The organism is Frigidibacter sp. MR17.24 (assembly GCF_037095655.1).
Classification (GTDB): Bacteria; Pseudomonadota; Alphaproteobacteria; order Rhodobacterales; family Rhodobacteraceae; genus Frigidibacter.
Map to the genome: position 1 here is coordinate 602,871 of NZ_JBAWKE010000002.1, position 22,832 is coordinate 625,702.

At 71.3% G+C, this 22,832-nt stretch carries 17 protein-coding genes; 10 read left to right on the forward strand and 7 right to left on the reverse strand.

What is annotated here, in order from left to right:
* Positions 1 to 94: 94 nt before the first annotated feature.
* From V8J39_RS10205 to aspS, 3 genes are all read right to left on the reverse strand, one after another.
* Positions 95 to 1,270 carry a DUF1501 domain-containing protein gene (locus tag V8J39_RS10205; protein ID WP_336460773.1) on the reverse strand — a complete coding sequence of 392 codons (1,176 nt, stop codon included), beginning with the start codon at positions 1,268 to 1,270 and terminating at the stop codon, positions 95 to 97.
* A gap of 11 nt (positions 1,271 to 1,281) precedes the next feature.
* Positions 1,282 to 2,643: a DUF1800 domain-containing protein gene (locus V8J39_RS10210; protein WP_336460774.1), complete on the reverse strand. Its 1,362-nt coding sequence runs from the start codon at positions 2,641 to 2,643 to the stop codon at positions 1,282 to 1,284.
* Positions 2,644 to 2,844: 201 nt separating this feature from the next.
* Positions 2,845 to 4,623: an aspartate--tRNA ligase gene (gene aspS, locus V8J39_RS10215; RefSeq protein WP_336460775.1), complete on the reverse strand. Its 1,779-nt coding sequence runs from the start codon at positions 4,621 to 4,623 to the stop codon at positions 2,845 to 2,847.
* A 464-nt stretch (positions 4,624 to 5,087) separates the two neighbouring features.
* On the opposite strand from aspS, the gene V8J39_RS10220 reads away from it, so the two are divergent.
* The gene (locus V8J39_RS10220) at positions 5,088 to 6,509 is read left to right on the forward strand and encodes a cyclopropane-fatty-acyl-phospholipid synthase family protein (protein ID WP_336460776.1); all 1,422 of its coding nucleotides are present in this window, start codon (positions 5,088 to 5,090) and stop codon (positions 6,507 to 6,509) included.
* 79 nt (positions 6,510 to 6,588) lie between these two features.
* Positions 6,589 to 6,981: a GFA family protein gene (locus tag V8J39_RS10225; protein ID WP_336460777.1), complete on the forward strand. Its 393-nt coding sequence runs from the start codon at positions 6,589 to 6,591 to the stop codon at positions 6,979 to 6,981.
* A 156-nt stretch (positions 6,982 to 7,137) separates the two neighbouring features.
* Here V8J39_RS10225 and V8J39_RS10230 read toward each other — a convergent pair whose 3' ends face one another.
* Positions 7,138 to 7,902 (reverse strand): CPBP family intramembrane glutamic endopeptidase, encoded by a 765-nt coding sequence (locus tag V8J39_RS10230; protein ID WP_336460778.1) that lies wholly within the window; start codon positions 7,900 to 7,902, stop codon positions 7,138 to 7,140.
* A 377-nt stretch (positions 7,903 to 8,279) separates the two neighbouring features.
* On the opposite strand from V8J39_RS10230, the gene carB reads away from it, so the two are divergent.
* The gene (carB, locus tag V8J39_RS10235; RefSeq protein WP_336460779.1) at positions 8,280 to 11,618 is read left to right on the forward strand and encodes a carbamoyl-phosphate synthase large subunit; all 3,339 of its coding nucleotides are present in this window, start codon (positions 8,280 to 8,282) and stop codon (positions 11,616 to 11,618) included.
* 159 nt (positions 11,619 to 11,777) lie between these two features.
* Positions 11,778 to 12,593 carry a cyclase family protein gene (locus tag V8J39_RS10240; RefSeq protein ID WP_336460780.1) on the forward strand — a complete coding sequence of 272 codons (816 nt, stop codon included), beginning with the start codon at positions 11,778 to 11,780 and terminating at the stop codon, positions 12,591 to 12,593.
* 3 nt (positions 12,594 to 12,596) lie between these two features.
* On the opposite strand, the gene V8J39_RS10245 is transcribed toward V8J39_RS10240, so the two are convergent.
* Both V8J39_RS10245 and dnaE read right to left on the reverse strand, forming a co-directional pair.
* A complete protein-coding gene (locus V8J39_RS10245; protein ID WP_336460781.1) occupies positions 12,597 to 13,043 on the reverse strand; it encodes a BrnA antitoxin family protein in 447 nt (148 codons plus the stop codon).
* 157 nt (positions 13,044 to 13,200) lie between these two features.
* The gene (gene dnaE / locus V8J39_RS10250) at positions 13,201 to 16,716 is read right to left on the reverse strand and encodes a DNA polymerase III subunit alpha (protein ID WP_336460782.1); all 3,516 of its coding nucleotides are present in this window, start codon (positions 16,714 to 16,716) and stop codon (positions 13,201 to 13,203) included.
* A 249-nt stretch (positions 16,717 to 16,965) separates the two neighbouring features.
* Between dnaE and V8J39_RS10255 the strand changes: the two genes are divergently transcribed.
* The 5 genes from V8J39_RS10255 to V8J39_RS10275 all read left to right on the forward strand — a co-directional run bounded on the left by V8J39_RS10255 (position 16,966) and on the right by V8J39_RS10275 (position 20,997).
* Positions 16,966 to 18,171, forward strand: coding sequence for a GNAT family N-acetyltransferase (locus V8J39_RS10255; RefSeq protein ID WP_336460783.1), 1,206 nt, complete (start codon positions 16,966 to 16,968; stop codon positions 18,169 to 18,171).
* A gap of 35 nt (positions 18,172 to 18,206) precedes the next feature.
* Positions 18,207 to 18,899, forward strand: coding sequence for a glutathione S-transferase family protein (locus V8J39_RS10260; RefSeq protein WP_336460784.1), 693 nt, complete (start codon positions 18,207 to 18,209; stop codon positions 18,897 to 18,899).
* Positions 18,896 to 19,249 (forward strand): 4a-hydroxytetrahydrobiopterin dehydratase, encoded by a 354-nt coding sequence (locus V8J39_RS10265; RefSeq protein ID WP_336460785.1) that lies wholly within the window; start codon positions 18,896 to 18,898, stop codon positions 19,247 to 19,249. The genes V8J39_RS10260 and V8J39_RS10265 overlap by 4 nt, the downstream gene beginning before the upstream one ends.
* A 59-nt stretch (positions 19,250 to 19,308) precedes the next feature.
* The gene (locus V8J39_RS10270) at positions 19,309 to 20,178 is read left to right on the forward strand and encodes a mechanosensitive ion channel family protein (RefSeq protein ID WP_336460786.1); all 870 of its coding nucleotides are present in this window, start codon (positions 19,309 to 19,311) and stop codon (positions 20,176 to 20,178) included.
* A 204-nt stretch (positions 20,179 to 20,382) separates the two neighbouring features.
* Positions 20,383 to 20,997: a glutathione S-transferase family protein gene (locus V8J39_RS10275; protein ID WP_336460787.1), complete on the forward strand. Its 615-nt coding sequence runs from the start codon at positions 20,383 to 20,385 to the stop codon at positions 20,995 to 20,997.
* Between the two features lie 18 nt (positions 20,998 to 21,015).
* Here V8J39_RS10275 and V8J39_RS10280 read toward each other — a convergent pair whose 3' ends face one another.
* A complete protein-coding gene (locus tag V8J39_RS10280; protein ID WP_336460788.1) occupies positions 21,016 to 21,504 on the reverse strand; it encodes a peroxiredoxin in 489 nt (162 codons plus the stop codon).
* Positions 21,505 to 21,620: 116 nt separating this feature from the next.
* On the opposite strand from V8J39_RS10280, the gene V8J39_RS10285 reads away from it, so the two are divergent.
* A complete protein-coding gene (locus tag V8J39_RS10285) occupies positions 21,621 to 22,832 on the forward strand; it encodes an NAD(P)/FAD-dependent oxidoreductase (RefSeq protein ID WP_336460789.1) in 1,212 nt (403 codons plus the stop codon).

The following is a 22,832-nucleotide window of genomic DNA, read 5'->3' on the forward strand; positions in this document are numbered from 1 at the left end:
TTCATCGCCCCCCGGGCCTCGGCCGGCGGCGCGAGGGCGGGGGCGCTGCCCCCGCACCCCCGGGATATTTGGGCAAAGTCGAGACCGGCGGCGGTCAGAGCAGCAGGCCGGGGTTCTCGCCCATGTCGAGGCCGGGGAAGATCGTGCGCTCGAGCAGGGCGCGGTCGAAGCCGTAGAGGCCGCGCATCGCCCAGGCCGCCCAGCCGCGCACGTCCGAGGTCGGCATCAGGTCGCGCCGGGCATAGAGCGCGGCCTCGTCGAGGCCCGGCCAGCGCCCGAGCACCCGGCCGCCGCGCACCGCGCCCCCCGCCACCAGCATCGCGCCGCCGGTGCCGTGGTCGGTGCCGCCGGTGCCGTTCTCCTGCGCGGTGCGGCCGAATTCGGTCATCGCGAGGACCGTGGTCTTCGACCAGACCGGGCCCAGCCCCTCGCGCAGCGCGAGGATCGCCTGCGACAGCTGCGCGAGGTTGCGGGTCATCACCTGCGCCTGCGCGCGGTGGGTGTCCCAGCCCGCCACCGAGAAGGCCGCGATCCGGGTGTCGCCCGCCAGCCGGCCGGCGGCGAAGCGCGCCAGCCGCACCGTGGCGCCGTTGTCGCCCGGGGCGCCCGGCTCCATCCGGCCGCCGATCTCGCCGGCGAGCCGCATCGCCTCGGCGCCCGCGTCGCGAAACAGCGGGTCCTCGTGATAGACCATGTCGAAGAGGATCTGCGCCTGTTCGGACAGCGCGAGCTTCGTGTCGGGCGACCAGCTCGCCACCGGCGCCGGTCCCGACAGCACCAGCATCCCCTCGGCCCCGACCGAAAAGGCGGTTTCGGACCCGAGGCCGGGCATCGCCTGCAGCATCCGGTTCAGCCAGCCCTCGCGCACGAGGCCCGCGGGCACGTCGCCGCCGGTCCCGGCCTCGAGGATGTCCTGGCCGTCGAAATGGCTGCGCTTGTCGCGGTAGGGGGTCGAGACCGCCTGCACCACGCCCAGCTCGCCCGCGGCCCAGAGCGGCATCAGCGGCGCCAGGCCCGGGTGCAGCGCCCAGGGCCCGCCGATGTCGAGCGCCGGCGCCCCCGCGGTCAGCCCGGGGCGGTAGGCCGCCAGCAGCGGGTCGCCGACCGGGCGGCAGAGGTCGAGCCCGTCCATCGCCCCGCGCAGGATGATCACGCACAGCCGGTTCTCGCCCGGGGCCTGCGCGAAGGTCACCGTCGACATCAGCGGATGCGCGGCGGCGGAACAGGCGGCGAGGGTCGCGCCCTTGAGGAACCTGCGGCGATCGAGCATCGGGGCCTCCGTCAGCGGCGGTTGAAGTCGGGCGAGGCCAGCACGAGGCCCACCGCCTCGCGCCCGGATTCGGCGCGGGCGACGGCGGTGGTCAGCACCGGCCCCGCGGCGTCGGCAAGCGCGTTGCGCAGGAACAGCCGCGGGTCGCCGGGGTCGCGCGACCAGAACGGCGGCTGGGTCATCGCCCAGTCGATCCGCCCCGCAAGGCCCTGGCTCGTCAGCCAGACATCCGCCGCCTCGGGCCAGCCGTCGGGGCCGGCGGGCTCGCCGATCGGCTGGCCGAGCCGGCGCAGCGGCTGGAACAGCCGCTTGTTGGCCACCGGCGGCGCGAGCGCCGCGACGCCGTCCCCGCCGACCGCCAGCGCCCGGAGCGCCGCCACCAGGAAATCCTGCGGCTGGCGGATCTTCTGCCCGAAGCTATCCCAGGCCGCCGGATGCGACAGCAGCGCCTCGCAGACCGGCACCAGCGCGCCGTCATGCGCGCGCCAGGCGGCCTCGATCGTGGCCACGAGGTCGGGGTCGGGATCGTCGGCGCAGAAATGCACCGCGAGCTTGCGCGACAGGTGGCGCAGGGTCTCGGGCCGGCGGGCGAGATCGTCGAGCGCGGCCTCGACATCGGCGATCCGGGCCCGGCCCGGGCCGCCGTAGGCCCGGCCCAGCACCGTCTCGGCCCCGGGCTCGGCAGCCTCGGGGCGGAAGGTCATGCCGGCCTGCGGGCTCCAGCCGAGGCCGGTGAGCAGCAGCGCCATCTGCCGCACGTCGTCCTGGCCATAGCCCGCCCCGACCCCCAGCGTGTGCAGCTCCAGCAGCTCGCGCCCGAGGTTCTCGTTCAGGCCGCGGCCGCGCCGGGCGGCGGCGCTGTTCGGCCCGACCGAGACGTTCTGCTCGAGGTAGACCAGCATCGCCGGGTGCAGGATCGCCGCGCGCAGCATGTCGGCGAAGCGGCCCGCGACATGGGGGCGGATCGCCTCGTCGGCGAAGGCCAGCACCATCGGGCGCTGTTCGGCGCCGCGGCCGATGACGGTGAAATGGTCGGCCCAGAACGCCACCAGCCGCTCGCGGAACCCGACCGGCGCGGCGACGGCGCGGGCGATCTGCGCCACGCCGTTGCCGCGCGCCGCCGCCACCAGCCGGGCCTGGGCTGCGCGGAAGTCCTGCTGGCTGCCGGTGCCGTCCTTCCGCGCCGCGCGCGCCTCGCGCAGGGCGAGGATCATCGCGCGGACCGCCTCCGACGAGGGGGCGGGATGGCGGGCGGGCATCGGGTCGGGGCCGGAGAGGTCGTCGAGAAGCGCCGCCGCGCCCGCGGGCGGCGCGCCGCCGGGGACGAGCCCGGTGCCGAAGCGCAGGGCGGCGATGGTGGCGGCGGCAGGCATCGTCTCACTCCGTCAGGGCGCCGCCCCGCACGGCCGGGCCGCGCGGGGCGCCGGCACCGGAGGGCCGGTTCGGCCGGAGCATAGGGGCGCGGCGCGCACGAGGGCAGACACTTTGACGCGAGGCGCAGGGCAAAGCAGGGGGTGCGGGGGAGGCGCGCCTCCCCTGCCCTTTCTTTCCGGCCCGTCGCCTGTCGGCCGCGCTCAGGCGTCCTTGGGCAGGACGCGCAGGCGCAGTTCGCGCAGCTGTTCGTTGGTGGGCTCGGACGGCGCGTTCATCATCAGGTCTTCCGCGCGCTGGTTCATCGGGAACATGATGACCTCGCGGATGTTCACCTCGTCGGCGAGCAGCATCACCACCCGGTCGATGCCCATGGCGCAGCCGCCGTGCGGGGGCGCGCCGTACTTGAACGCCTTGACCATGCCGCCGAAGCGCTTGTCGACTTCCGAGTTCGGGTAGCCCGCGATCTCGAAGGCCTTGTACATGATTTCGGGCGTGTGGTTGCGGATCCCGCCCGAGATCAGCTCGTAGCCGTTGCACGCGAGGTCGTACTGGAAGGCATGCACCTTCAGCGGGTCGCCCTGCAGCGCCTCCAGCCCGCCCTGCGGCATCGAGAACGGGTTGTGGCTGAAGTCGATCTTGCCGTCGTCGGTCTTCTCGAACATCGGGAAGTCGACGATCCAGGCGAACTTGAAGCAGTCCTTCTCGGTCAGGCCGAGTTCCTCGCCGATGACGTTGCGGGCGCGGCCGGCGACGGCCTCGAAGGTTTCCGCCTTGCCGCCCAGGAAGAAGGCCGCGTCACCCTCGCCCAGACCCAGCTGCACCCGGATCGCTTCCGTGCGCTCGGGGCCGATGTTCTTGGCCAGCGGGCCGGCCGCCTCGATGCTGCCGTCCTCGGCCTTGCGCCAGAAGATGTAGCCCATGCCCGGCAGGCCCTGGCTTTGCGCGAAGGCGTTCATCCGGTCGCAGAATTTGCGGCTGCCGCCGGTGGGCGCCGGGATCGCGCGGATCTCGGTGCCGTCCTGCTCCAGCAGTTTCGCGAAGATCGCGAAGCCCGAGCCCGCGAAATGCTCGCTGACCACCTGCATCTCGATCGGGTTGCGCAGGTCCGGCTTGTCGCTGCCGTATTTCAGCAGCGCCTCCTTGTAGGGGATCAGCGGCCAGTCCGTGTAAACGGTCTTGGCGGGCGCGAATTCCTCGAACAGCGACTGGATCACCGGCTGCACGGCGGCAAAGACGTCCTCCTGCCGCACGAAGCTCATCTCGATGTCGAGCTGGTAGAAGTCGGTGGGCGAGCGGTCGGCGCGCGGGTCTTCATCCCGGAAGCAGGGCGCGATCTGGAAGTAGCGGTCGAACCCCGCGACCATGATCAGCTGCTTGAACTGCTGCGGCGCCTGCGGCAGCGCGTAGAACTTGCCCGGGTGCAGGCGCGACGGCACCAGGAAGTCGCGCGCGCCCTCGGGGCTCGATGCGGTGATGATCGGCGTCTGGAACTCGTTGAAGCCCGCGTCCCACATCCGGTTGCGGATCGACCGCACCACGTTCGAGCGCAGCATCATCTTGCGGTGCAGCCCCTCGCGGCGCAGGTCGAGGAAGCGGTAGGTCAGCCGCGTCTCTTCCGGATAGTCCGGCTCGCCGAAGACCGGCAGCGGCAGGTCCTCCGACGGCCCGAGGATCTCGCACTCGGTCGCGTAGACCTCGATCTCGCCGGTCGGGATCTTGGCGTTGACGAGGCTCGCATCGCGCAGCTTCACCCGGCCGTCGATGCGGATCACCGTCTCGGCGCGCAGCTTCTCCAGCGTCGCGAAGGCCGGGCTGTCGCCGTCGGCGATCACCTGCGTCAGGCCGTAGTGGTCGCGCAGGTCGATGAACAGCACGCCGCCATGGTCGCGCACCCGGTGGACCCAGCCCGAGAGACGCACGGTCTCGCCGGCATGGCCCTTGTTCAGCCCTGCACAGGTGTGACTGCGATAAGCGTGCATTGTGACTTCCCTTCCCGCGGGTCCAGCATCGCGCCGTGAAAGCGCGGAACGTCCGTGCCGTCAAGGGGACCGGAAGTCAAGCCGCGCCCCCGTTTGCGAAAGACCCGCATCCCCAGCCGGCGGCCCGTCCCGGGACCGCCCCGGACGGCCTGCGCCACAGCCGCCGCAGGCTGCGCCGCCAGGGGGGTGCGGCGATTTCGCATTCGCAGAAAATGCCGCTTTTCAAAGGAACATCCGCGGCGCAGAAATAGTTAACGACCAATTTACCGACGATCAGCGGCGACCTGCCGACGCGCAAACGATCCCGTGTTCCCCATCGCCATGCGATGCGGAGGGAGCGCGCCTGCGGCCGGATGACCGCGGTTCCCGACATGACCCCGGCGGCGGCCCAGGCGGCAGACCGTGTCCGAGGGGTGGAAGCGAAGACCAATACCTCCGATTGCCGCCTGACGGAGCGAATGACGATGTGGGGACCCCTCCTCGACCAGCTACTGAACCGTTTTGTTGACCTTGGCCGGCTGACGCTCACTTGGCCCGACGGCCACACCACCCGCTATGGCAGTGGCAGTGGCAGTGCGGGCGGCGGCGGTGGCGGCGGATCGGGCGATGCGCCCGACATCGCCCCCGACATCGCGGTGACGCTGAGCGATCCCGCCATCGCGCGCCGGCTGGTCACCAACCCCGACCTCGCGCTGGGCGAGGGCTACATGCAGGGCAGCCTGCGGATCGACGGCGACGACCTGCGCGGGCTGATGCGGCTCCTGCTGATCAACCTCAACCGCCCGCGGCCGATGGTCTGGTGGCGCCGGCCGCTCGACCTTGCCGACACCGCGCTGCGGCCGCTGATGCAGTGGAACGACGCCCGCCGCTCGAAATCGAACGTCGCGGCGCATTACGACCTCTCCGACGCGCTCTACGATCTCTTCCTCGATGCCGACCGGCAGTATTCCTGCGCCTATTTCCGCAGCCCCGACGACACGCTGGAACAGGCGCAGGCGCAGAAGAAGGCCCATATCGCCGCGAAGCTGGCGATCGCTCCGGGAATGCGCGTGCTCGACATCGGCTGCGGCTGGGGCGGCATGGCGCTGACGCTCGCGCGCGACCACGGCGCGCGGGTGCTGGGCGTCACGCTCTCCGAGGAACAGCACCGCGTCGCGCGCGACCGCGTCCGCGCCGCGGGGCTCGAGGACCGGGTCGAGATCCGCCTGACCGACTACCGCGCCGTGACCGGCACCTTCGACCGCATCGTCTCGGTCGGCATGTTCGAACACGTCGGCCTGCCGCAGTTCGAGACCTATTTCCACAAGGTCCACGACCTGCTCGCCCCGGACGGCATCGCGCTGATCCACACCATCGGCCGCTCGGCCGCGCCCTCGGCGACCTCGCCCTGGATCCGCAAGTACATCTTCCCCGGCGGCTACGTCCCCTCGATGTCCGAGGCCTCGAAGGCGATCGAGGCGACGCCGCTGTGGCTGCAGGACATCGAGGTGCTGCGCCTCCACTACGCCGAGACCCTGCGCCACTGGGAGGAACGCGTCTCGGCCCGCGCGGCCGAGGTGGTGGCGATGTACGACGAGACCTTCCTGAGGATGTGGCGCTACTACCTGATCGCCTCCGAGATGTCGTTCCGCGCCGGGCGGCAATGCGTGTTCCAGTTCCAGCTGGCGCGCCGCGTCGACGCGGCGCCGGTCACCCGCGACTATCTCTACCCCCAGGCGCCGGCCGGTGCCGAGGCCTTCGGCAGCCTCGGAGGCAGCGTCGGGGGCACCCTCGCGGCCAGCCTGGGGGGCAATCCGGGGGGCGGATCGCGCACCGCCCCGGCGGCCGCGCGGCCCGGCGCCCCGCGCCCCTCCGCACGGCCGCGCCCGAAAGTGGCGGCGGAATGACGCCCGCGCCGGGCGGGGCGGCTTGCGCGCCGCCCCGCCCGGCCGCACCCTTGCGCGCCAGCCACCGAAGGGGACGCGCATGCTCGAAGGCCATTGCCACTGCGGCGCCGTCCGCTGGCGCTTCACCGACCGCCTCACGTCGGTCACCGCCTGCAACTGCACGATCTGCCGCCGCTACGGCGCGCTCTGGGCCTATGGGCACGAGGGCACGGCGGTGGTGCTGGCGGGCGAGACCCGCAGCTATGCCCACGGCCGCGCGGCCGATTTCCATTTCTGCCCGACCTGCGGCTGCGCCGTCGCCTACCGCGACCGCCTGCCGCGCGGCGACGGCCAGCGCTGGCTGGTCGTCAACCTGCGCATGATCACCGATCCTGCCGCGATCGCGGACCTGCCGATCGACCATTTCGACGGGCTCGACAGCTTCGAGGACCTGCCGCACGACGGACGCCGCGTCGCCGACCTGTGGTTCTGACGCCGATACCCGCCCCGATCCCGGCGCAGGCGCAGCCTCCCGCTGCGGATGCCTCCGGCGGGGATATTTTGGCAAAGTCGACCCCGGCTTTCGCATTGGCGGAAATATCCCGGGGGGGCCGCGCGCCAGCGCGGCGGGGGCGGCGCCCCCGCCCGGTCAGAACGGCCGCACCACGCTGCCGGAATAGAAATAGGCCCCCATGCCCGCGGTGAACAGCGCGCCCCCCGCCGCGGCATGCAGCACCACCGCCAGCGGCAGCGAGCGGCGGACCTCGTAGGCCCAGGCGAAGACCAGCCCGCCCGCGAAGGTCATCGCCGCGACGATCCAGCTCCAGTACATCAGGTGCGCGACGGCGAAGACCGCGGCATTGGCCAGGATCGCCGCCCGCTCGCCCGGGATCAGCCGGCCGTAGCGGCGGAAGAACAGCGGGCGAAAGATCAGCTCCTGCGGCAGCGCCGACAGCAGCGGATACAGCACCAGGATCGCCACCCACAGCCCCGGCCGCGCGCGCGGCAGCGCGAAAAGCGCGCCCCCCGTCGCCCACAGCACCGCCACCGAGACCGCGAGCGTCGCCGCGACCAGCGCCAGGACCGGCGCCGCCCGCACCCCGCCCCAGCCCTCGGTCGCGAGCCTTCGCCAGGAAAACCCCGGCGTGCGCCACAACAGCACCAGCCCCAGCGCCGTCATCGCGAAGAGCGCGGCGAACATCCGCCCGGGCGGCAGCCAGACCGCGATCACCAGCGGGATCGCGAGGTAGAGCCCCAGGAACTCGGCCCACAGCAGCGGCCGCGACCGCGGCCAGCCGCGCCCGCCGTCGCGCCCCCCGCCGCCGCCCCCGGGATCGCGGCGTCGTCCAGGCCCGGTGAGAGACCCCGCAACCGGCCCCCCTCTGCCAGCCCCTGCCAGGCTCTCGTCCACCATCCGCACTCCCCTACCGAAACTTGCCCTTCCGACACCGCCCCTCCGGTGACGGGCGCCCGTCACCAGCCCGCGGTCACAGCCCCACGACACGACCCGGCGCGATGGCGCGGCCCGAAATCCCGCCCGGGAGCCCGCCCGAAGGCCCGACCCGCGCCGGCCCGTCACCGGCCCATCACCGGCCCGTCACCGGCCCGTCACCGGCCCAGCCCGTCAGATAGGCCCCGTCCGCCCCCGCACCAAGGCCGCCGCGACGATCCGACCTGCCGCGACGGCAGCGCCGCGACGCCCGCGCAGCCCTGCCATGCCCCCTTCCACCCTTGCGCCGCCGCGCCCCTTGGCTATAACGCCGACAATTTGCGCCGCCGAGGATGGGATCCATGCCGAAAAGAACCGATATCAAGTCCATCCTGATCATCGGCGCAGGGCCCATCGTGATCGGTCAGGCCTGCGAGTTCGACTACTCGGGCGCCCAGGCCTGCAAGGCCCTGCGCGAAGAGGGCTACCGGGTCATCCTGGTCAACTCGAACCCCGCCACGATCATGACCGACCCGGAAATGGCCGATGCCACCTACATCGAGCCGATCACCCCCGAGGTCGTCGCCAAGATCGTCGAGGCCGAGCGCCCCGACGCGATCCTGCCCACGATGGGCGGCCAGACCGGCCTGAACACCGCGCTCGCGCTCGCCGACATGGGCGTGCTGGAAAAATTCGGCGTGGAGCTGATCGGCGCGAAACGCGACGCCATCGAGATGGCCGAGGACAGGAAGCTGTTCCGCGAGGCGATGGACCGCATCGGGCTCGAGAATCCCAAGGCCACGATCATCACCGCCCCCAAGCGCGAGGACGGCAAGTTCGACATCAAGGCCGGCCTCGCCGAGGCGCTGACCGCGCTCGAACACATCGGCCTGCCCGCGATCATCCGCCCCGCCTTTACCCTGGGCGGCACCGGCGGCGGCATCGCCTACAACCGCGACGATTACGAATACTACTGCCGCTCGGGCATGGAGGCCTCGCCGGTCGCCCAGATCCTCGTCGACGAATCCCTCCTTGGCTGGAAGGAATTCGAGATGGAGGTGGTGCGCGACCGCGCCGACAACGCGATCATCGTCTGCGCGATCGAGAACGTCGACCCGATGGGCGTGCACACCGGCGACTCGATCACCGTCGCCCCCGCGCTGACGCTGACCGACAAGGAATACCAAGCGATGCGCAACGGCTCGATCGCCGTCCTGCGCGAGATCGGGGTCGAGACCGGCGGCTCGAACGTGCAATGGGCGATCAACCCGGCCGACGGCCGCATGGTCGTGATCGAGATGAACCCGCGCGTCTCGCGCTCCTCGGCGCTGGCCTCGAAGGCCACCGGCTTCCCGATCGCCAAGATCGCCGCGAAGCTCGCCGTCGGCTACACGCTCGACGAGCTGGACAACGACATCACCAAGGTGACCCCCGCCTCGTTCGAGCCGACGATCGACTACGTCGTCACCAAGATCCCGCGCTTCGCCTTCGAGAAGTTCCCGGGATCGAAGCCCGAACTCACCACCGCGATGAAATCGGTGGGCGAGGCGATGGCGATCGGCCGCACCATCCACGAATCGCTGCAAAAGGCGCTCGCCTCGCTGGAAACCGGCCTCACCGGCTTCGACGAGATCGCGATCCCCGCCGAGGGCGCCGAGCCGACCAAGGCCGAGATCGTCAAGGCGCTGTCGCAGCGCACCCCCGACCGCCTGCGCCAGGTCGCCCAGGCGATGCGCCACGGCCTGAGCGATGACGAGATCCAGGCCGCCACCGCCTTCGATCCCTGGTTCCTCGCCCGCATCCGCGAGATCGTCGACGCCGAGGCCGCCGTGCGCGCCGAGGGCCTGCCCACCGACGAGCGCGGCCTGCGCAAGCTGAAGATGATGGGCTTCACCGACGCCCGCCTCGCGGCGCTGACCGGCCAGGACGAGACCACCGTGCGCCGCGCCCGCCGCGCGCTGGGCGTCACCGCGGTCTTCAAGCGCATCGACACCTGCGCCGCCGAGTTCGAGGCCCAGACCCCCTACATGTACTCGACCTACGAAGCCCCCGCGATGGGCGACGTGGAATGCGAGGCGCGCCCCTCGGACCGCAAGAAGGTCGTCATCCTCGGCGGCGGCCCGAACCGGATCGGCCAGGGGATCGAATTCGACTACTGCTGCTGCCACGCCTGCTTCGCGCTGACCAAGGCCGGCTACGAGACCATCATGGTCAACTGCAACCCGGAAACCGTGTCGACCGACTACGACACCTCGGACCGGCTGTATTTCGAACCGCTGACGCTGGAAAGCGTGCTGGAAATCCTGCGCGTGGAACAGGAGAACGGCACCCTTCACGGCGTGATCGTGCAGTTCGGCGGCCAGACGCCGCTGAAGCTGGCGAATGCGCTGGAAGCCGAAGGCATCCCGATCCTCGGCACCACCCCCGACGCGATCGACCTCGCCGAGGACCGCGAGCGGTTCCAGAAACTGCTCAACGACCTCGCGCTCAAGCAGCCGGTGAACGGCATCGCCACCAACCGCGACCAGGCGTTCGAGATCGCCCACCGCGTCGGCTACCCGCTGGTGATCCGCCCCTCCTACGTCCTCGGCGGCCGCGCGATGGAGATCGTGCGCTCGGACGAGCAGCTTGAACGCTACATCCGCGACGCGGTGCAGGTCTCGGGCAAGAACCCGGTGCTTCTGGACAGCTACCTGACCGGCGCGATCGAGGTCGACGTCGACGCGATCGCCGACGGCACCGACGTGCACGTGGCGGGCATCATGCAGCACATCGAAGAGGCGGGCGTCCACTCGGGCGACTCGGCCTGCTCGCTGCCGCCCTACTCGCTCGACGCCGGGACGGTCGCGGAACTCAAGCGCCAGACCGTGCTGATGGCCAAGGGGCTGAACGTGCGCGGGCTGATGAACGTGCAGTTCGCGATCAAGGACGGCGTGATCTACGTGCTGGAAGTGAACCCGCGCGCCTCGCGCACGGTGCCCTTCGTCGCCAAGGCGACCGACAGCGCCATCGCCTCGATCGCCGCGCGCGTCATGGCGGGCGAGCCGCTGACCAACTTCCCGCAGCGCGCGCCCTACCCCGCCGGCGTCGGCCCCGACACCGCGCTGCCCTATGCCGACCCGCTGACCCTCGCCGACCCGAACACGCCCTGGTACTCGGTGAAAGAGGCGGTGCTGCCCTTCGCCCGCTTCCCCGGCGTCGACACGCTGCTGGGCCCGGAAATGCGCTCGACCGGCGAGGTCATGGGCTGGGACCGCACCTTCGCCCTGGCCTTCCTCAAGGCGCAGATGGGCGCGGGCACGCACCTGCCCGAAGAGGGCCGGGTCTTCGTCTCGATCAAGGATGCCGACAAGACGGCCGAACTGGCCGCCGCGATGCGCGATCTGCTGGGCATGGGCTTCTCGCTCGTCGCCACCCGCGGCACCGCCGCCTGGCTGAAGACCGAGGGCATCGAGGCCGAGCAGGTGCTGAAGGTCTACGAGGGTCGTCCCAACATCGTCGACCGGCTGAAGAACGGCGACATCGCGCTGGTGCTGAACACGACCGAAGGCTCGCAGGCCGTGGCGGATTCGCGCGAGATCCGCTCGGTCGCGCTCTATGACAAGATCCCCTACTTCACGACCGCCGCCGCCAGCATCTCGGCCGTCGCCGCGATGAAGGCCCGCGACGAGGGGATCGGCGTGCGCACCCTTCAGGGCTGAGCGCCCGCCACACGGCAGTTCCGGGGGGCCGTGCCGCAGGGCGCGGCCCCGTCGCGTTCAGGCCCTGCCCAATCGGCGGGCAGCGCGCACGCCGCGCTTGACGCGCACAGGTTGCACCGGCTTCCCTGAACGCACCCCAGCGACAGGAGAGCCTTCCCGATGTGCACCGCCTGCCTGATCGAAGACGTGAAGCGCGACATGCTCTCGCGCCGGGCGCTGTTCGCCGGCGCCGCCACCACCGCCGCGGCCAGCATCGCGGCCGGCGTGATCTCGGCCCGGCCCGCGCTGGCGCAGGCGCGGGGCCGCGCCATCGACCTCACCCATGCCTATGACAGCGACTTCCCCACCTTCGACGGCAAGCCCGGCATCCTCTACGAGGTCGACAAGCAGCACGCCACCGACGGCTACCACCTGTTCAAGCTGACGATCTTCGAACACACCGGCACCCATATCGACACGCCGCTGCACTTCGCCGCCGGCGGCACCTCGGTCGACGCGCTGCCGGTCGAGAACCTGATCGCCCCGCTCTGCGTCATCGACATCTCCGACCGCGCCCGCACCGACCCCAACGCCACCGTCACGCCCGAGGATGTCGAGGCCTGGATCTCGGCCAACGGCGCGATCCCGCAGGGCGCCTGCGTGGCGATGCACTCGGGCTGGGGCGCCAAGGTCGGCGAGGCCGCCTGGCGCAACCTGCCCGACGGCACCATGGCCTTCCCGGGCTTCTCCAAGGCCGCGACCGACCTTCTGGCCGACACCGGCGCCGCCTCGATCGGGGTCGACACGATGTCGCTCGATCCCGGCAACTCGGCCGATTTCGCGGTGCACTACTCCTGGCTGCCCTCGGGCCGCTTCGGGATCGAAGGGCTGGCCAACCTCGACCAGCTGCCGGCCGCGGGCGCCACGATCTTCATCGGCGCGCCCAAGCACCGCGGCGGCACCGGCGGCCCGGCGCGGGTGATGGCGCTGGTCTGATCCTCAGGTGTCGATCTCGCCGGGATCGAAGCCCAGGTCGGCAATGTCGATGCCGATCCCGGCCGCCATCCCCTCAAGCCGCTCGTAATCCGCGCCCCAGTCGGGGCGCGCCCCCTCCAGCCCCTCGTCCTCGCGGCGCTGGTAATAGTCCAGCGTGTCGGCACCCCGCACCACGCCCGCCAGCCGCGCGTGCATGAAGCTGCGCAGCACCTCGTTCATCAGCGGCCCGTGCCCGCTCGACATCGAGCGGAAGAACCGCAGCACGTCCTCCTCGACGCGGATCGTCACCCGGACCCGGCGCTTGGGATGGCGGTCCTGCGCGATCCGGTGCCAGTCGAGCGGCACCTTGCCCGAGGTGACGATCGCATTGTGCAGGTCCCATTCCAGCCGGCGCATCGCGTCGGCCATGTAGTGGTAGTTCTCGCGCTGGCGCTTGGTCTGTCGCGGCATCCGTCCCATGTCGCCCCCCCCCGGCATCCGACCTGCGCCCGCCAGACTGCCGCGCAAAGGTTAACGCCGCCCCAGCCGACCGCGCGCGGGGGGTGTACAGGGGGTGCACGGGGGGCGCACGCAAGTCACCCCCCGATTTCCAAGCGCGCCCAGCTCCTTACAGCTCCTCGACCGCGATGACCCCGGTGATCGCCTTCAGCGCGCCCTTGATCTGCGGATTGAGCGGCATCTCGCCCGGCAGCGCGATCTCGATCTCGTTGCCGGTGCCCGGGTCCTCGACGCAGAAGCTCACCGGCCCCCGCCCCGCCCGGGCCTTGGCCTCGGACCGGACCCGCTCGAACAGCGCCGCGACCGAGGCGACGGCGGCGGTGGTGTCGATGTGGATGCGCAGCCCCGCGCTGCCCGCCTCGGCCGCGACCGCGTCGATCGGCTGCGCCGCCCGCGCCAGCAGCTTCAGCGTGTCGCCCTCGAGGTTGGCCTCGACCGTCAGCACCACCGCCATCCCGGTTTCCAGGTACTGCCGCGCCGCCTCGAGCGTGTCGGAAAACACCGTCACCTCGTAAAGCCCGGTCGGGTCCGACAGCTGCACGAAGGCGAAGCGGTTGCCCTTGGCCGACTTGCGTTCCTGCCGCGAACTGACCGTGCCCGCCAGCTTCGCCACCCGCGGCCCGGCCTGGCATTCATCGGTCAACTCCTGCAGGGACAACACCTTTTTCCGCCGCAGCGCCGGCATGTAATCATCCAGCGGATGGCCGGTCAGGTAGAAGCCGACCGCGTTGTGCTCCTGCGCCAGCCGCTCGGCCGGCAGCCAGTCGTCGCCCGGCGCCAGCCGCGGCTCGGGCAGGTCGTCGCCGCCCTCGCCGAACAGCGACACCTGCGCCGAGCTCGCCGCCTCGTGCACCGCCGCCGAATAGGCCACCAGCGCGTCGAGGCTGTCCAGCACCCGGCGCCGGTTCGGGTCCATCCGGTCGAAGGCCCCGGCCTTGGCCAGCATCTCCAGCGGCCGCTTGCCCACCCGCTTCAGGTCGGCGCGCCGCGCGAAGTCGAACAGGTTGCGGAACGGCCGCTCCACCCCGCCCTCGATCCGCGCCGACACCACCAGGTTCATCGCCTCGACGCCGACGTTCTTCAGCGCGCCCAGCGCATAAAGCACCTTGCCGTCCTTCACCGTGAAGGTCGCAAGCGAACGGTTGACGCAAGGCGGCTCGGTCACGATCCCCATCCGGTCGACCTCGCGCTTGTAGATCGCCAGCTTGTCGGTCAGGTGGATATCGCAGTTCATCACGCCGGCCATGAACTCGACCGGGTGGTTCGCCTTCAGCCAGGCGGTCTGGTAGCTGACCACCGCATAGGCCGCGGCATGGCTCTTGTTGAAGCCGTAGTTCGCGAATTTCTCCAGCAGGTCAAAGACTTCACCCGCCTTCTTCTCGGGCACGCCATGGGTGACCTTGGCACCTTCGATGAACTTCGGGCGCTCCTTGGCCATCTCCTCGGCGATCTTCTTGCCCATGGCGCGGCGCAGAAGGTCGGCGCCGCCAAGGCTGTAGCCGGCCATGACCTGCGCGATCTGCATCACCTGTTCCTGGTAGACGATGATGCCCTGGGTCTCGGCCAGGATGTGGTCGATCGTCGGGTGGATCGACTCGAGCGGCCGGGTGCCGTGCTTGACCTCGCAATAGACCGGGATGTTCTCCATCGGGCCAGGGCGGTACAGCGCCACCAGCGCCACGATGTCCTCGATGCAGGTGGGCTTCATGCGCCTGAGCGCATCCATCATGCCCGAGCTTTCCACCTGGAAGACCGCGACGGTCTTGGCGTTGGCGTAAAGCTCGTAGGTCACCTTGTCGTCGAGCGGGATGTGCCCGATGTCGTTTTCCGCCCCCGCCGGCGGCGCGTAAAGCCTGTCCCCGCCGGGACCGACATGCAGGTCGCGCCCCGAGTTGTGGATCAGCGAGATCGCGTTCTGGATCACCGTCAGCGTCTTCAGGCCGAGGAAGTCGAACTTCACCAGCCCCGCCTGTTCCACCCATTTCATGTTGAACTGGGTGGCCGGCATGTCCGACCGCGGGTCCTGGTACAGCGGCACCAGCCGGTCGAGCGGCCGGTCCCCGATCACCACGCCCGCCGCGTGGGTCGAGGCGTTGCGCAAAAGCCCCTCGACCTTCTGGGCATAGTCCAGCAGCCGCGCCACGACCTCTTCGGATTTCGCGGCCTCGCGCAGGCGGGGTTCGTCGGCCAGCGCCTTCTCGATGCTGACGGGCTTCACCCCCTCGACCGGGATCATCTTCGACAGCCGGTCGACTTGGCCGAAGGACATCTGCAGCACGCGCCCCACGTCGCGCACCGCCGCCTTGGACAGCAGCTGGCCGAAGGTGATGATCTGCCCCACCTTGTCGCGGCCGTACTTCTCCTGCACGTAGCGGATCACCTCTTCGCGGCGGTCCATGCAGAAGTCGATGTCGAAGTCCGGCATCGACACCCGTTCCGGGTTCAGGAAGCGTTCGAACAGCAGCGCATAGCGCAACGGATCGAGGTCGGTGATCGTCAGCGCATAGGCCACGAGCGAGCCCGCGCCCGACCCCCGGCCCGGGCCCACCGGGATGCCCTGGTCCTTGCCCCACTTGATGAAGTCGGCCACGATCAGGAAATAGCCCGGGAAGCCCATCTTCTGGATGATGTCCAGCTCGAACCTCAGCCGCGCCTCGTACTCCTCGACCGGGGCGGCATGGGGGATCACGGCCAGACGGGCGCGCAGGCCCTCCCAGCTCTGGCGCTCCAGCTCCTCGACCTCGTCATCGGCGAATTTCGGCAGGATCGGCTTGCGCTTGTAGGCGGCGAAGGCGCAGCGGCGCGCGATCTCGACCGTGGTCTCCAGCGCCTCGGGCAGGTCGGCGAACAGCGCCGCCATCTCCTCGGGCGTCTTGAGATAGTGCTGCGGCGTCAGCCGCCGGCGCGGTTCCTGCTGGTCGACATAGGCGCCCTCGGCGATGCAGATCAGCGCGTCATGCGCCTCGTACATCGCGGCCTTGGGGAAATAGACGTCGTTGGTCGCGACCAGCGGCAGGCCCAGGTCATAGGCCAGCTCGACCGAGGGGCGCTCGGTCGCGCGCTCGGCCTCGGTGTACTGCCCGCCCTCGCCCGGGTGGCGCTGCAGCTCGATGTACAGCCGCTCGGGATAGATCGCGGCCAGCCGCTCGACCAGGGCGCGGGCCTTGGCGGCGCTGCCGTTGCGCAACAGCCGCCCCAGCGGCCCGTCCGGCCCGCCCGACAGGCAGATGATCCCGGCCGAGAACTCGGCCAGCTCGGCCATCGACACCTGCGGCAGCTCGCCGCCCGCGTCGAGATACAGGCAGCTGTTCAGCCGCATCAGGTTCTCGTAGCCGGTCTCGTCCTGCGCCAGCAGCACGATCCCCGCCGGGTCGCGCGGCTTCTCGCCCGGCGCCGGCGGGTCATAGGCCAGGTCGATCTGGCAGCCCACGATCGGCTGCAGCCCCGCGCCCTGCGCGTTGACCGAGAATTCCAGCGCCGCGAACAGGTTGTTGGTGTCGGTGACCGCGACGGCGGGCATCCCCATCTCGACCGCGGTCTTGATCAGCTTCTTGGCGGGAACGGCGCCTTCCAGCAGCGAATATTCGGTGTGGACGCGCAGGTGGATGAATCGGGGATCGCTCATGGCGCCAGATTAGGGCCGCGCGCGGGGCCGCGCATCCCGAAAAGCGCCCCCACCCCGCGGCACCGCGCGGCGCCCCGGGACCACCACCGCCGCCGCCACCGCCTCACACCACCGCGAGATTGCTTGACCTGTCACCATTCCGGGCGCAGCTTCCACGGGCCGGCACCGCCACGCGCCCCCGCGCAGCTCCCCCGCCCGGCCAGACCGACATGACCGGACCGGCCCCCCCGCCGCCGCGGCAAGGACCCTATGACCGACAGCCCCGACCTGATCGAGATCTCGATGCTCGAAGCGCTCGGCGACATCGCCGCCGACGAATGGGACGCCTGCGCCGCGCCCGAAACCGCGGATGGCGGCCGGCCCCGCGACCCGTTCACCACCCACCGCTTTCTGTCGGCGCTCGAGCGGTCGGGCTCGGTCGGGCGCGGCACCGGCTGGACGCCGCGCCACCTCGTCGCCCGCAAGGACGGCAGGGTGATGGCGGTGATGCCGCTCTATGCCAAAAGCCACAGCCAGGGCGAATACATCTTCGACCACGGCTGGGCCGACGCGCTGGAACGCGCGGGCGGCGACTACTACCCCAAGCTGCAGTCGGCGGTGCCCTTCACCCCTGCCACCGGCCGGCGCTTCCTGACCCGGCCCGGCGACGAGGCCGCGGGCCTCTCGGCGCTGACCCAGGCGCTGGTCAGGGTGGCCAGCGACAACGCGCTGTCCTCGGCCCACATCACCTTCTGCACCGAGGCCGAGGCGATCGCCGGCGAGGCGATGGGCCTCTTGCGCCGCACGACCCAGCAGTACCACTGGCTCAACCGCGGCTATCCCGATTTCCAGGCCTTCCTCGACGACCTGTCCTCTCGCAAGCGCAAGGCGATCCGCAAGGAACGCGAACGGGCGCAGGCCTTCGGCGGCACGATCCGCGCCCTGACCGGCGACGAGATCGAGCCCGCGCACTGGGACGCGTTCTGGGCCTTCTACCAGGACACCGGCAGCCGCAAGTGGGGCCGGCCCTACCTGACCCGCGCCGCCTTCGCGGAATTCCACGCCACGCTGCGCGACGACATCCTGATGGTGCTGGCCGAACGCGACGGCCGCCCGGTCGCGGGGGCGCTGAACTTCATCGGCCGCGACACGCTCTATGGCCGCTACTGGGGCTGCACCGAGGATCACCCGTTCCTGCATTTCGAATGCTGCTACTACCGGGCGATCGACTGGGCGCTGGCGCAGGGCCTGTCGCGGGTCGAGGCCGGCGCGCAGGGCGAACACAAGCTGGCGCGCGGCTACCTGCCGGTCGCGACCCACTCGCTGCACTGGATCGCCGAGCCCGCTTTCCGCAAGGCCGTCGCGCGCTATCTCGACGCCGAGCGCAGCGCCACGGACGACGAGATCGAGGTGCTGACCGCCTACGGGCCGTTCCGCCGCGGCGGGCCCGCAGACCGTCCGGACGAGACGGACTGACCCTTCGCGGCACGGATGCCCGGGGACCCGCGACGATGGCGATGACACTGACGCTGTACCACAATCCGCTCTCGCGCGGCCGGATCGCGCGCTGGATGCTCGAGGAGACCGGCGCCCCCTACCGGGTCGAGGTGCTGGCCTACAACGACCCCGCCCCCGGCGCCGCGGCGCAGGGCATCGGCCCCGGCGGTTTCGCGGCGGTCAACCCGATGCGCAAGGTGCCCGCGCTGCGCCACGGCGAGACGCTGGTGACCGAGGCGGCGGCGATCTGCGCCTATCTCGCCGATGCCTTCCCCGCGGCCGGGCTCGCGCCGCCGCCGGCCGAGCGCGGCGCCTACTACCGCTGGCTGTTCTTCGCCGCCGGCCCGTTCGAACAGGCGATCACCAATGCCGCGATGGGCTGGACGCCCCCGCCCGAGCGCGAGCGCATGCTGGGCTACGGCAGCTTCGCGCGCACGGTCGACACGCTCGAGGGCTGGCTGGCGCAGCATCGCTTCGTCACCCACGACCGCTTCACCGCCGCCGATCTCTACCTCGGGGCGGGCCTCGGCTTCGCGATGATGACCGGCATCCTGCCCGAGCGGCCGGCCTTCCGCGCCTATCACGACCGCCTCGCCGCCCGCGACGCCTTCATCCGCGCGGCCGCGCTCGACGACGCTCTGGCGGCCGAGGCCGCCGGATCTTCCCGGGGCCCCCACGGCCCCCACGGCACGGAGGACCGCCGATGACCATCACCCCCCTTGGCTGGGACGAACGCGCCCGCGACCTGCCCGCGCTTGCCGCCAGCGGCTGGCGCGGCATCGAGGGGCGCGACGCGATCCGCAAGATCTGGGTCTTCGCCAGCTTCTCCGAGGCCTTCGGCTTCATGACCCGCTGCGCGCTCGCCGCCGAGAAGGCCGACCACCACCCGGAATGGTCCAACACCTGGGCCACGGTCGACGTGACGCTGGCCACGCATGACTGCGACGGTCTTTCGGCGCGCGACGTGGCGCTTGCACGCATTTTTGACGCCCTCGGCACCGATGCCCGGAAAATCCGGGACGATCATGGGGTTGAACTCGAGGCGCCCGACCTCTAGCCCCCGGCCCATGCCGCCCGCCGACCGGGCAAACCCCCTTCCCGCTGAAAGGAGCGACGATGGATCTGACGAACTGGAACTGGCACAACTTCATCACCGACGACAGGATCGCGACACTGATCGCGCTGGCGCTGAACGTGGTCTATGCCTTCGTCATCATCATGGTCGCCCTGGTCGTCTCCGGCTGGGCCAAGGGCCGGGTGAACGCGATCGCCAAGCGCTATCCGCGGGTCGACGCGACGCTGTTCGGCTTCCTCGGCAACCTGCTGAAATACGTGATCCTGGCCATGGCCGCGATCTTCGTGCTGAACCGCTTCGGGATCCAGACCACCTCGCTCGTGGCGCTGATCGGCGCCGCCGGCCTCGCCATCGGCCTTGCGCTGCAGGGCACGCTGTCGAACCTGGCCGCGGGGGTGATGATCGTCATGTTCCGCCCCTTCCGCGTCGGCGACTTCATCGATGCGGGCGGGCAGATGGGATCCGTGGTCGAGATCGCGCTGTTCTACACCGAGATGAAGACCTACGACGGGCTGCAGATCATCATGCCCAATTCCGACGTCTGGTCGCAGCCGATCAAGAACTTCTCGGCCAACCCGACGCGGATGACCGACCTGACCATCGGCGTCAGCTATCGCAGCGACCTGAAGAAGGCGCAGGCGGTGCTGGAAGGGATCGCCGCCAGCGACCCGCGCGTGCTGGCCGAGCCCGCCCCCTTCATCAAGGTCAAGGCGCTGAACGACAGCTCGGTCGACTTCGCCTACCGCGTCTGGGCCAACCGCGCCGACTGGTGGTCGATGCAGTGCGAGATGGTGCAGCGCATCAAGGAGGAGTTCGACGCCAACGGCATCGAGATCCCGTTCCCCTCGCGCACCGTGTTCCACGAGGGCGGCGAGGCCGGCGGCGACCCGGACCGCGCGGCAGCCGCCTGAGCGCCCCCCCCGCGCGGCGGGCCTTGCGCCCGGCGCGGCGCGGCAAGACCGGGGACGTCCGGCGCGGGCAGGCCTGCGCCGGAGGGGGCTCTGCCCCCGCCGCGTCCCGCGGCCCCCCGGGATATTTCGGCCAATGCGAAGGGCCGCATTGACGGGCGCGCCCGCGCGGGCGACCGTCGGCGGCGTTGCGACCGGAGACCGCCCATGACCGACCTTCTGCTCTACGGCCATCCCGACAGCGGCCATGCCTGCAAGGTGGCGCTCGCGCTCGCGCTGGCGGGGCTGGCGCACCGGGTCGAGCGGGTCGACATCTGGGCCGAGCCAGCGAGCCGGCCCGCGGCCTTCCTGGCCGCGAGCCCCTTCGCCGAGGTGCCGCTGCTGATGATCGACGGCGTGGCGCACGTGCAGTCGGGCGCCATCCTGCTGGAGATCGCGACCCGCTTCGGCTGCCTCGGCGGCGAGAGCGCGGCCGGGCTGCGGCGCGGGCGCGAGCTTCTGATGTGGGAGGCCAACCGCATCGGCATGTGCCTGCCGCAGCTGAAGGAGGCGCGGCGCACCGGCGGCGCGGGCTTCCCGCCCGGCGCGGTCGACTGGCTGGCGATGCGCTTCGCCGCCGACCGCCGGCGCTTCACCGCGCTGCTGGGCGCCGCGCCCTTCCTGCATGGCGAGGCGCCGGGCATCGGCGACTGCGCGGTCTGGGGCTATGCCCAGTGGCTCGAGGCCGCCGGGGTCGCGCCCTCGGTCGCGATGGCCGGATGGCTCGACCGGATGCGGGCGCTTCCGGCGATGCGGGCGCCGGAAGCCTTCTTCCCGGGGTGAACGCGCCCCGCGGGCGGCTCAGACCGCCTCGAGCATCGCCTCGCCGCCCGACATCTCGCAGACGCCCGGGCTTTCCTCGGCATGCAGCACCTTGACCACGCCGTCCTCGACCAGCATCGCGTAGCGCTTCGAGCGGCCGATCAGCCCCGCCGGCGGGGCGGTGAAGTCCATGCCGATCGCGGTGGTGAAGGCGCCCTCGGCATCGGCCAGCATCTCGATGCCCGCGGCCGCGGCGCCGGTCGCCTCGCTCCAGGCCTTCATCACGAAGGGATCGTTGACCGAGATGCACAGGATCTCGTCCACGCCCTTGGCGGCGAAGGCGTCCCGGGTCCGCACGAAGCTGGGGACATGGGCGGTGGTGCAGACGCCGGTATAGGCGCCGGGCACGGCGAAGATCACCACGCGCCGGCCCTTGAGCCGCGCGGCCAGGTCCACCGGCTCGGGGCCCTTGTCGCCCACCTTCAGCAGCGTCGCCCCGGGCAGCGTGGCCCCCACGGAAATCGTCATGTCGCGGTCCTCTCGCGTTGTCATTGCCGTCAGGGCGGTTATAGGCTCCGCCGCGACAGGCGACCAGCGCGACGACGCGGCGCGGGTCGCGGGATCACGCAGGCGGGGACCACCGGATGCAGAGCATCGTCATTCTGGGCGCGGGCCAGGCCGCCGCCGCCGCCGCCGCCAAGCTGCGCGCGCTGGGCCATGACGGCCCGCTGACCCTTGTCGGGGACGAACCCGTCGCCCCCTACCAGCGCCCGCCGCTGTCGAAGGGCTATCTGCTGGGCGAGATGCCGCTGGACCGGCTGACGCTGCGCGCGCCGGCGTTCTGGGACGACAACGGGGTGACGCTGCGCCTGGGCCGGGCGGCGACGGCGATCGACCGCGGCGCGAAGGCGCTGCGGATCGGCGACGAGGCCCTGCCCTACGACCAGCTGCTGGTGGCGACCGGCGCCCGCGCCCGCACCCTGCCCGCCCCGATCGGCGGCGCGCTGGCGGGCGTCTTCACCGTGCGCACGCTCGCCGATGTCGACGCGATGGCCCCGGCGATGCGGCCGGGCGCGCGGCTGGTGATCATCGGCGGCGGCTACATCGGGCTCGAGGCGGCGGCGGTGGCGGCGAAGCTGGGGCTGGGCGTGACCCTGATCGAGGCCGCGCCGCGCATCCTCGGCCGCGTCGCCAGCGCCGAGACCGCGGCCTGGTTCCGCGACCTGCATGCCCGCCACGGCGTCGAGATCCGCGAGAGCACCCCGATCGAGCGCCTGCTGGGCGAGACCGCGGTCGCGGCGGTGCGGCTTGCCGACGGGACCGAGATCGCGGCGGACCTGGTGATCCTGGGCATCGGCGTCGCGCCCGACACCGCGCTGGCCGAGGCGGCGGGGCTGGCCATCGACACCACCGGCGTCGGCGGCATCGCCTGCGACGCGACCGGGCGGACGTCGGACCCGGCGATCTGGGCCGCGGGCGACTGCGCGAGCTTTGCCCATGGCGACGGCCGGCTGCGGCTGGAAAGCGTCGGCAACGCGATCGACATGGCCGAGGCGGTGGCGGCCAACATGCTGGGCACGCCCGTGCCCTATCTGCCCAAGCCCTGGTTCTGGTCGGACCAGTACGACGTCAAGCTGCAGATCGCCGGGCTCAACACCGGCTACGACCGCGTCGTCACCCGCCCCGGCACCGCCGGCATCTCGTTCTGGTACTACCGCGACGGCCGGCTGGTCGCCGTCGACGCCGCGAACGAGCCGCGCGCCTACATGGTCGGCAAGCGCCTGATCGAGGCCGGGAAATCGCCCGACCCGGACCAGGTCGCCGACCCGGACCGCGACCTGAAGGCGCTGCTGTGA

What these genes read in the sequence shown, in the direction of transcription:
- V8J39_RS10205 (WP_336460773.1), bottom strand. Translation starts at nt 1,270, where the DNA reads ATGCTCGATCGCCGCAGGTTCCTCAAGGGCGCGACCCTCGCCGCCTGT.
- V8J39_RS10210 (WP_336460774.1), bottom strand. Translation starts at nt 2,643, where the DNA reads ATGCCTGCCGCCGCCACCATCGCCGCCCTGCGCTTCGGCACCGGGCTC.
- aspS (WP_336460775.1), bottom strand. Translation starts at nt 4,623, where the DNA reads ATGCACGCTTATCGCAGTCACACCTGTGCAGGGCTGAACAAGGGCCAT.
- V8J39_RS10220 (WP_336460776.1), top strand. Translation starts at nt 5,088, where the DNA reads ATGTGGGGACCCCTCCTCGACCAGCTACTGAACCGTTTTGTTGACCTT.
- V8J39_RS10225 (WP_336460777.1), top strand. Translation starts at nt 6,589, where the DNA reads ATGCTCGAAGGCCATTGCCACTGCGGCGCCGTCCGCTGGCGCTTCACC.
- V8J39_RS10230 (WP_336460778.1), bottom strand. Translation starts at nt 7,902, where the DNA reads ATGGTGGACGAGAGCCTGGCAGGGGCTGGCAGAGGGGGGCCGGTTGCG.
- carB (WP_336460779.1), top strand. Translation starts at nt 8,280, where the DNA reads ATGCCGAAAAGAACCGATATCAAGTCCATCCTGATCATCGGCGCAGGG.
- V8J39_RS10240 (WP_336460780.1), top strand. Translation starts at nt 11,778, where the DNA reads ATGTGCACCGCCTGCCTGATCGAAGACGTGAAGCGCGACATGCTCTCG.
- V8J39_RS10245 (WP_336460781.1), bottom strand. Translation starts at nt 13,043, where the DNA reads ATGCCGCGACAGACCAAGCGCCAGCGCGAGAACTACCACTACATGGCC.
- dnaE (WP_336460782.1), bottom strand. Translation starts at nt 16,716, where the DNA reads ATGAGCGATCCCCGATTCATCCACCTGCGCGTCCACACCGAATATTCG.
- V8J39_RS10255 (WP_336460783.1), top strand. Translation starts at nt 16,966, where the DNA reads ATGACCGACAGCCCCGACCTGATCGAGATCTCGATGCTCGAAGCGCTC.
- V8J39_RS10260 (WP_336460784.1), top strand. Translation starts at nt 18,207, where the DNA reads ATGGCGATGACACTGACGCTGTACCACAATCCGCTCTCGCGCGGCCGG.
- V8J39_RS10265 (WP_336460785.1), top strand. Translation starts at nt 18,896, where the DNA reads ATGACCATCACCCCCCTTGGCTGGGACGAACGCGCCCGCGACCTGCCC.
- V8J39_RS10270 (WP_336460786.1), top strand. Translation starts at nt 19,309, where the DNA reads ATGGATCTGACGAACTGGAACTGGCACAACTTCATCACCGACGACAGG.
- V8J39_RS10275 (WP_336460787.1), top strand. Translation starts at nt 20,383, where the DNA reads ATGACCGACCTTCTGCTCTACGGCCATCCCGACAGCGGCCATGCCTGC.
- V8J39_RS10280 (WP_336460788.1), bottom strand. Translation starts at nt 21,504, where the DNA reads ATGACGATTTCCGTGGGGGCCACGCTGCCCGGGGCGACGCTGCTGAAG.
- V8J39_RS10285 (WP_336460789.1), top strand. Translation starts at nt 21,621, where the DNA reads ATGCAGAGCATCGTCATTCTGGGCGCGGGCCAGGCCGCCGCCGCCGCC.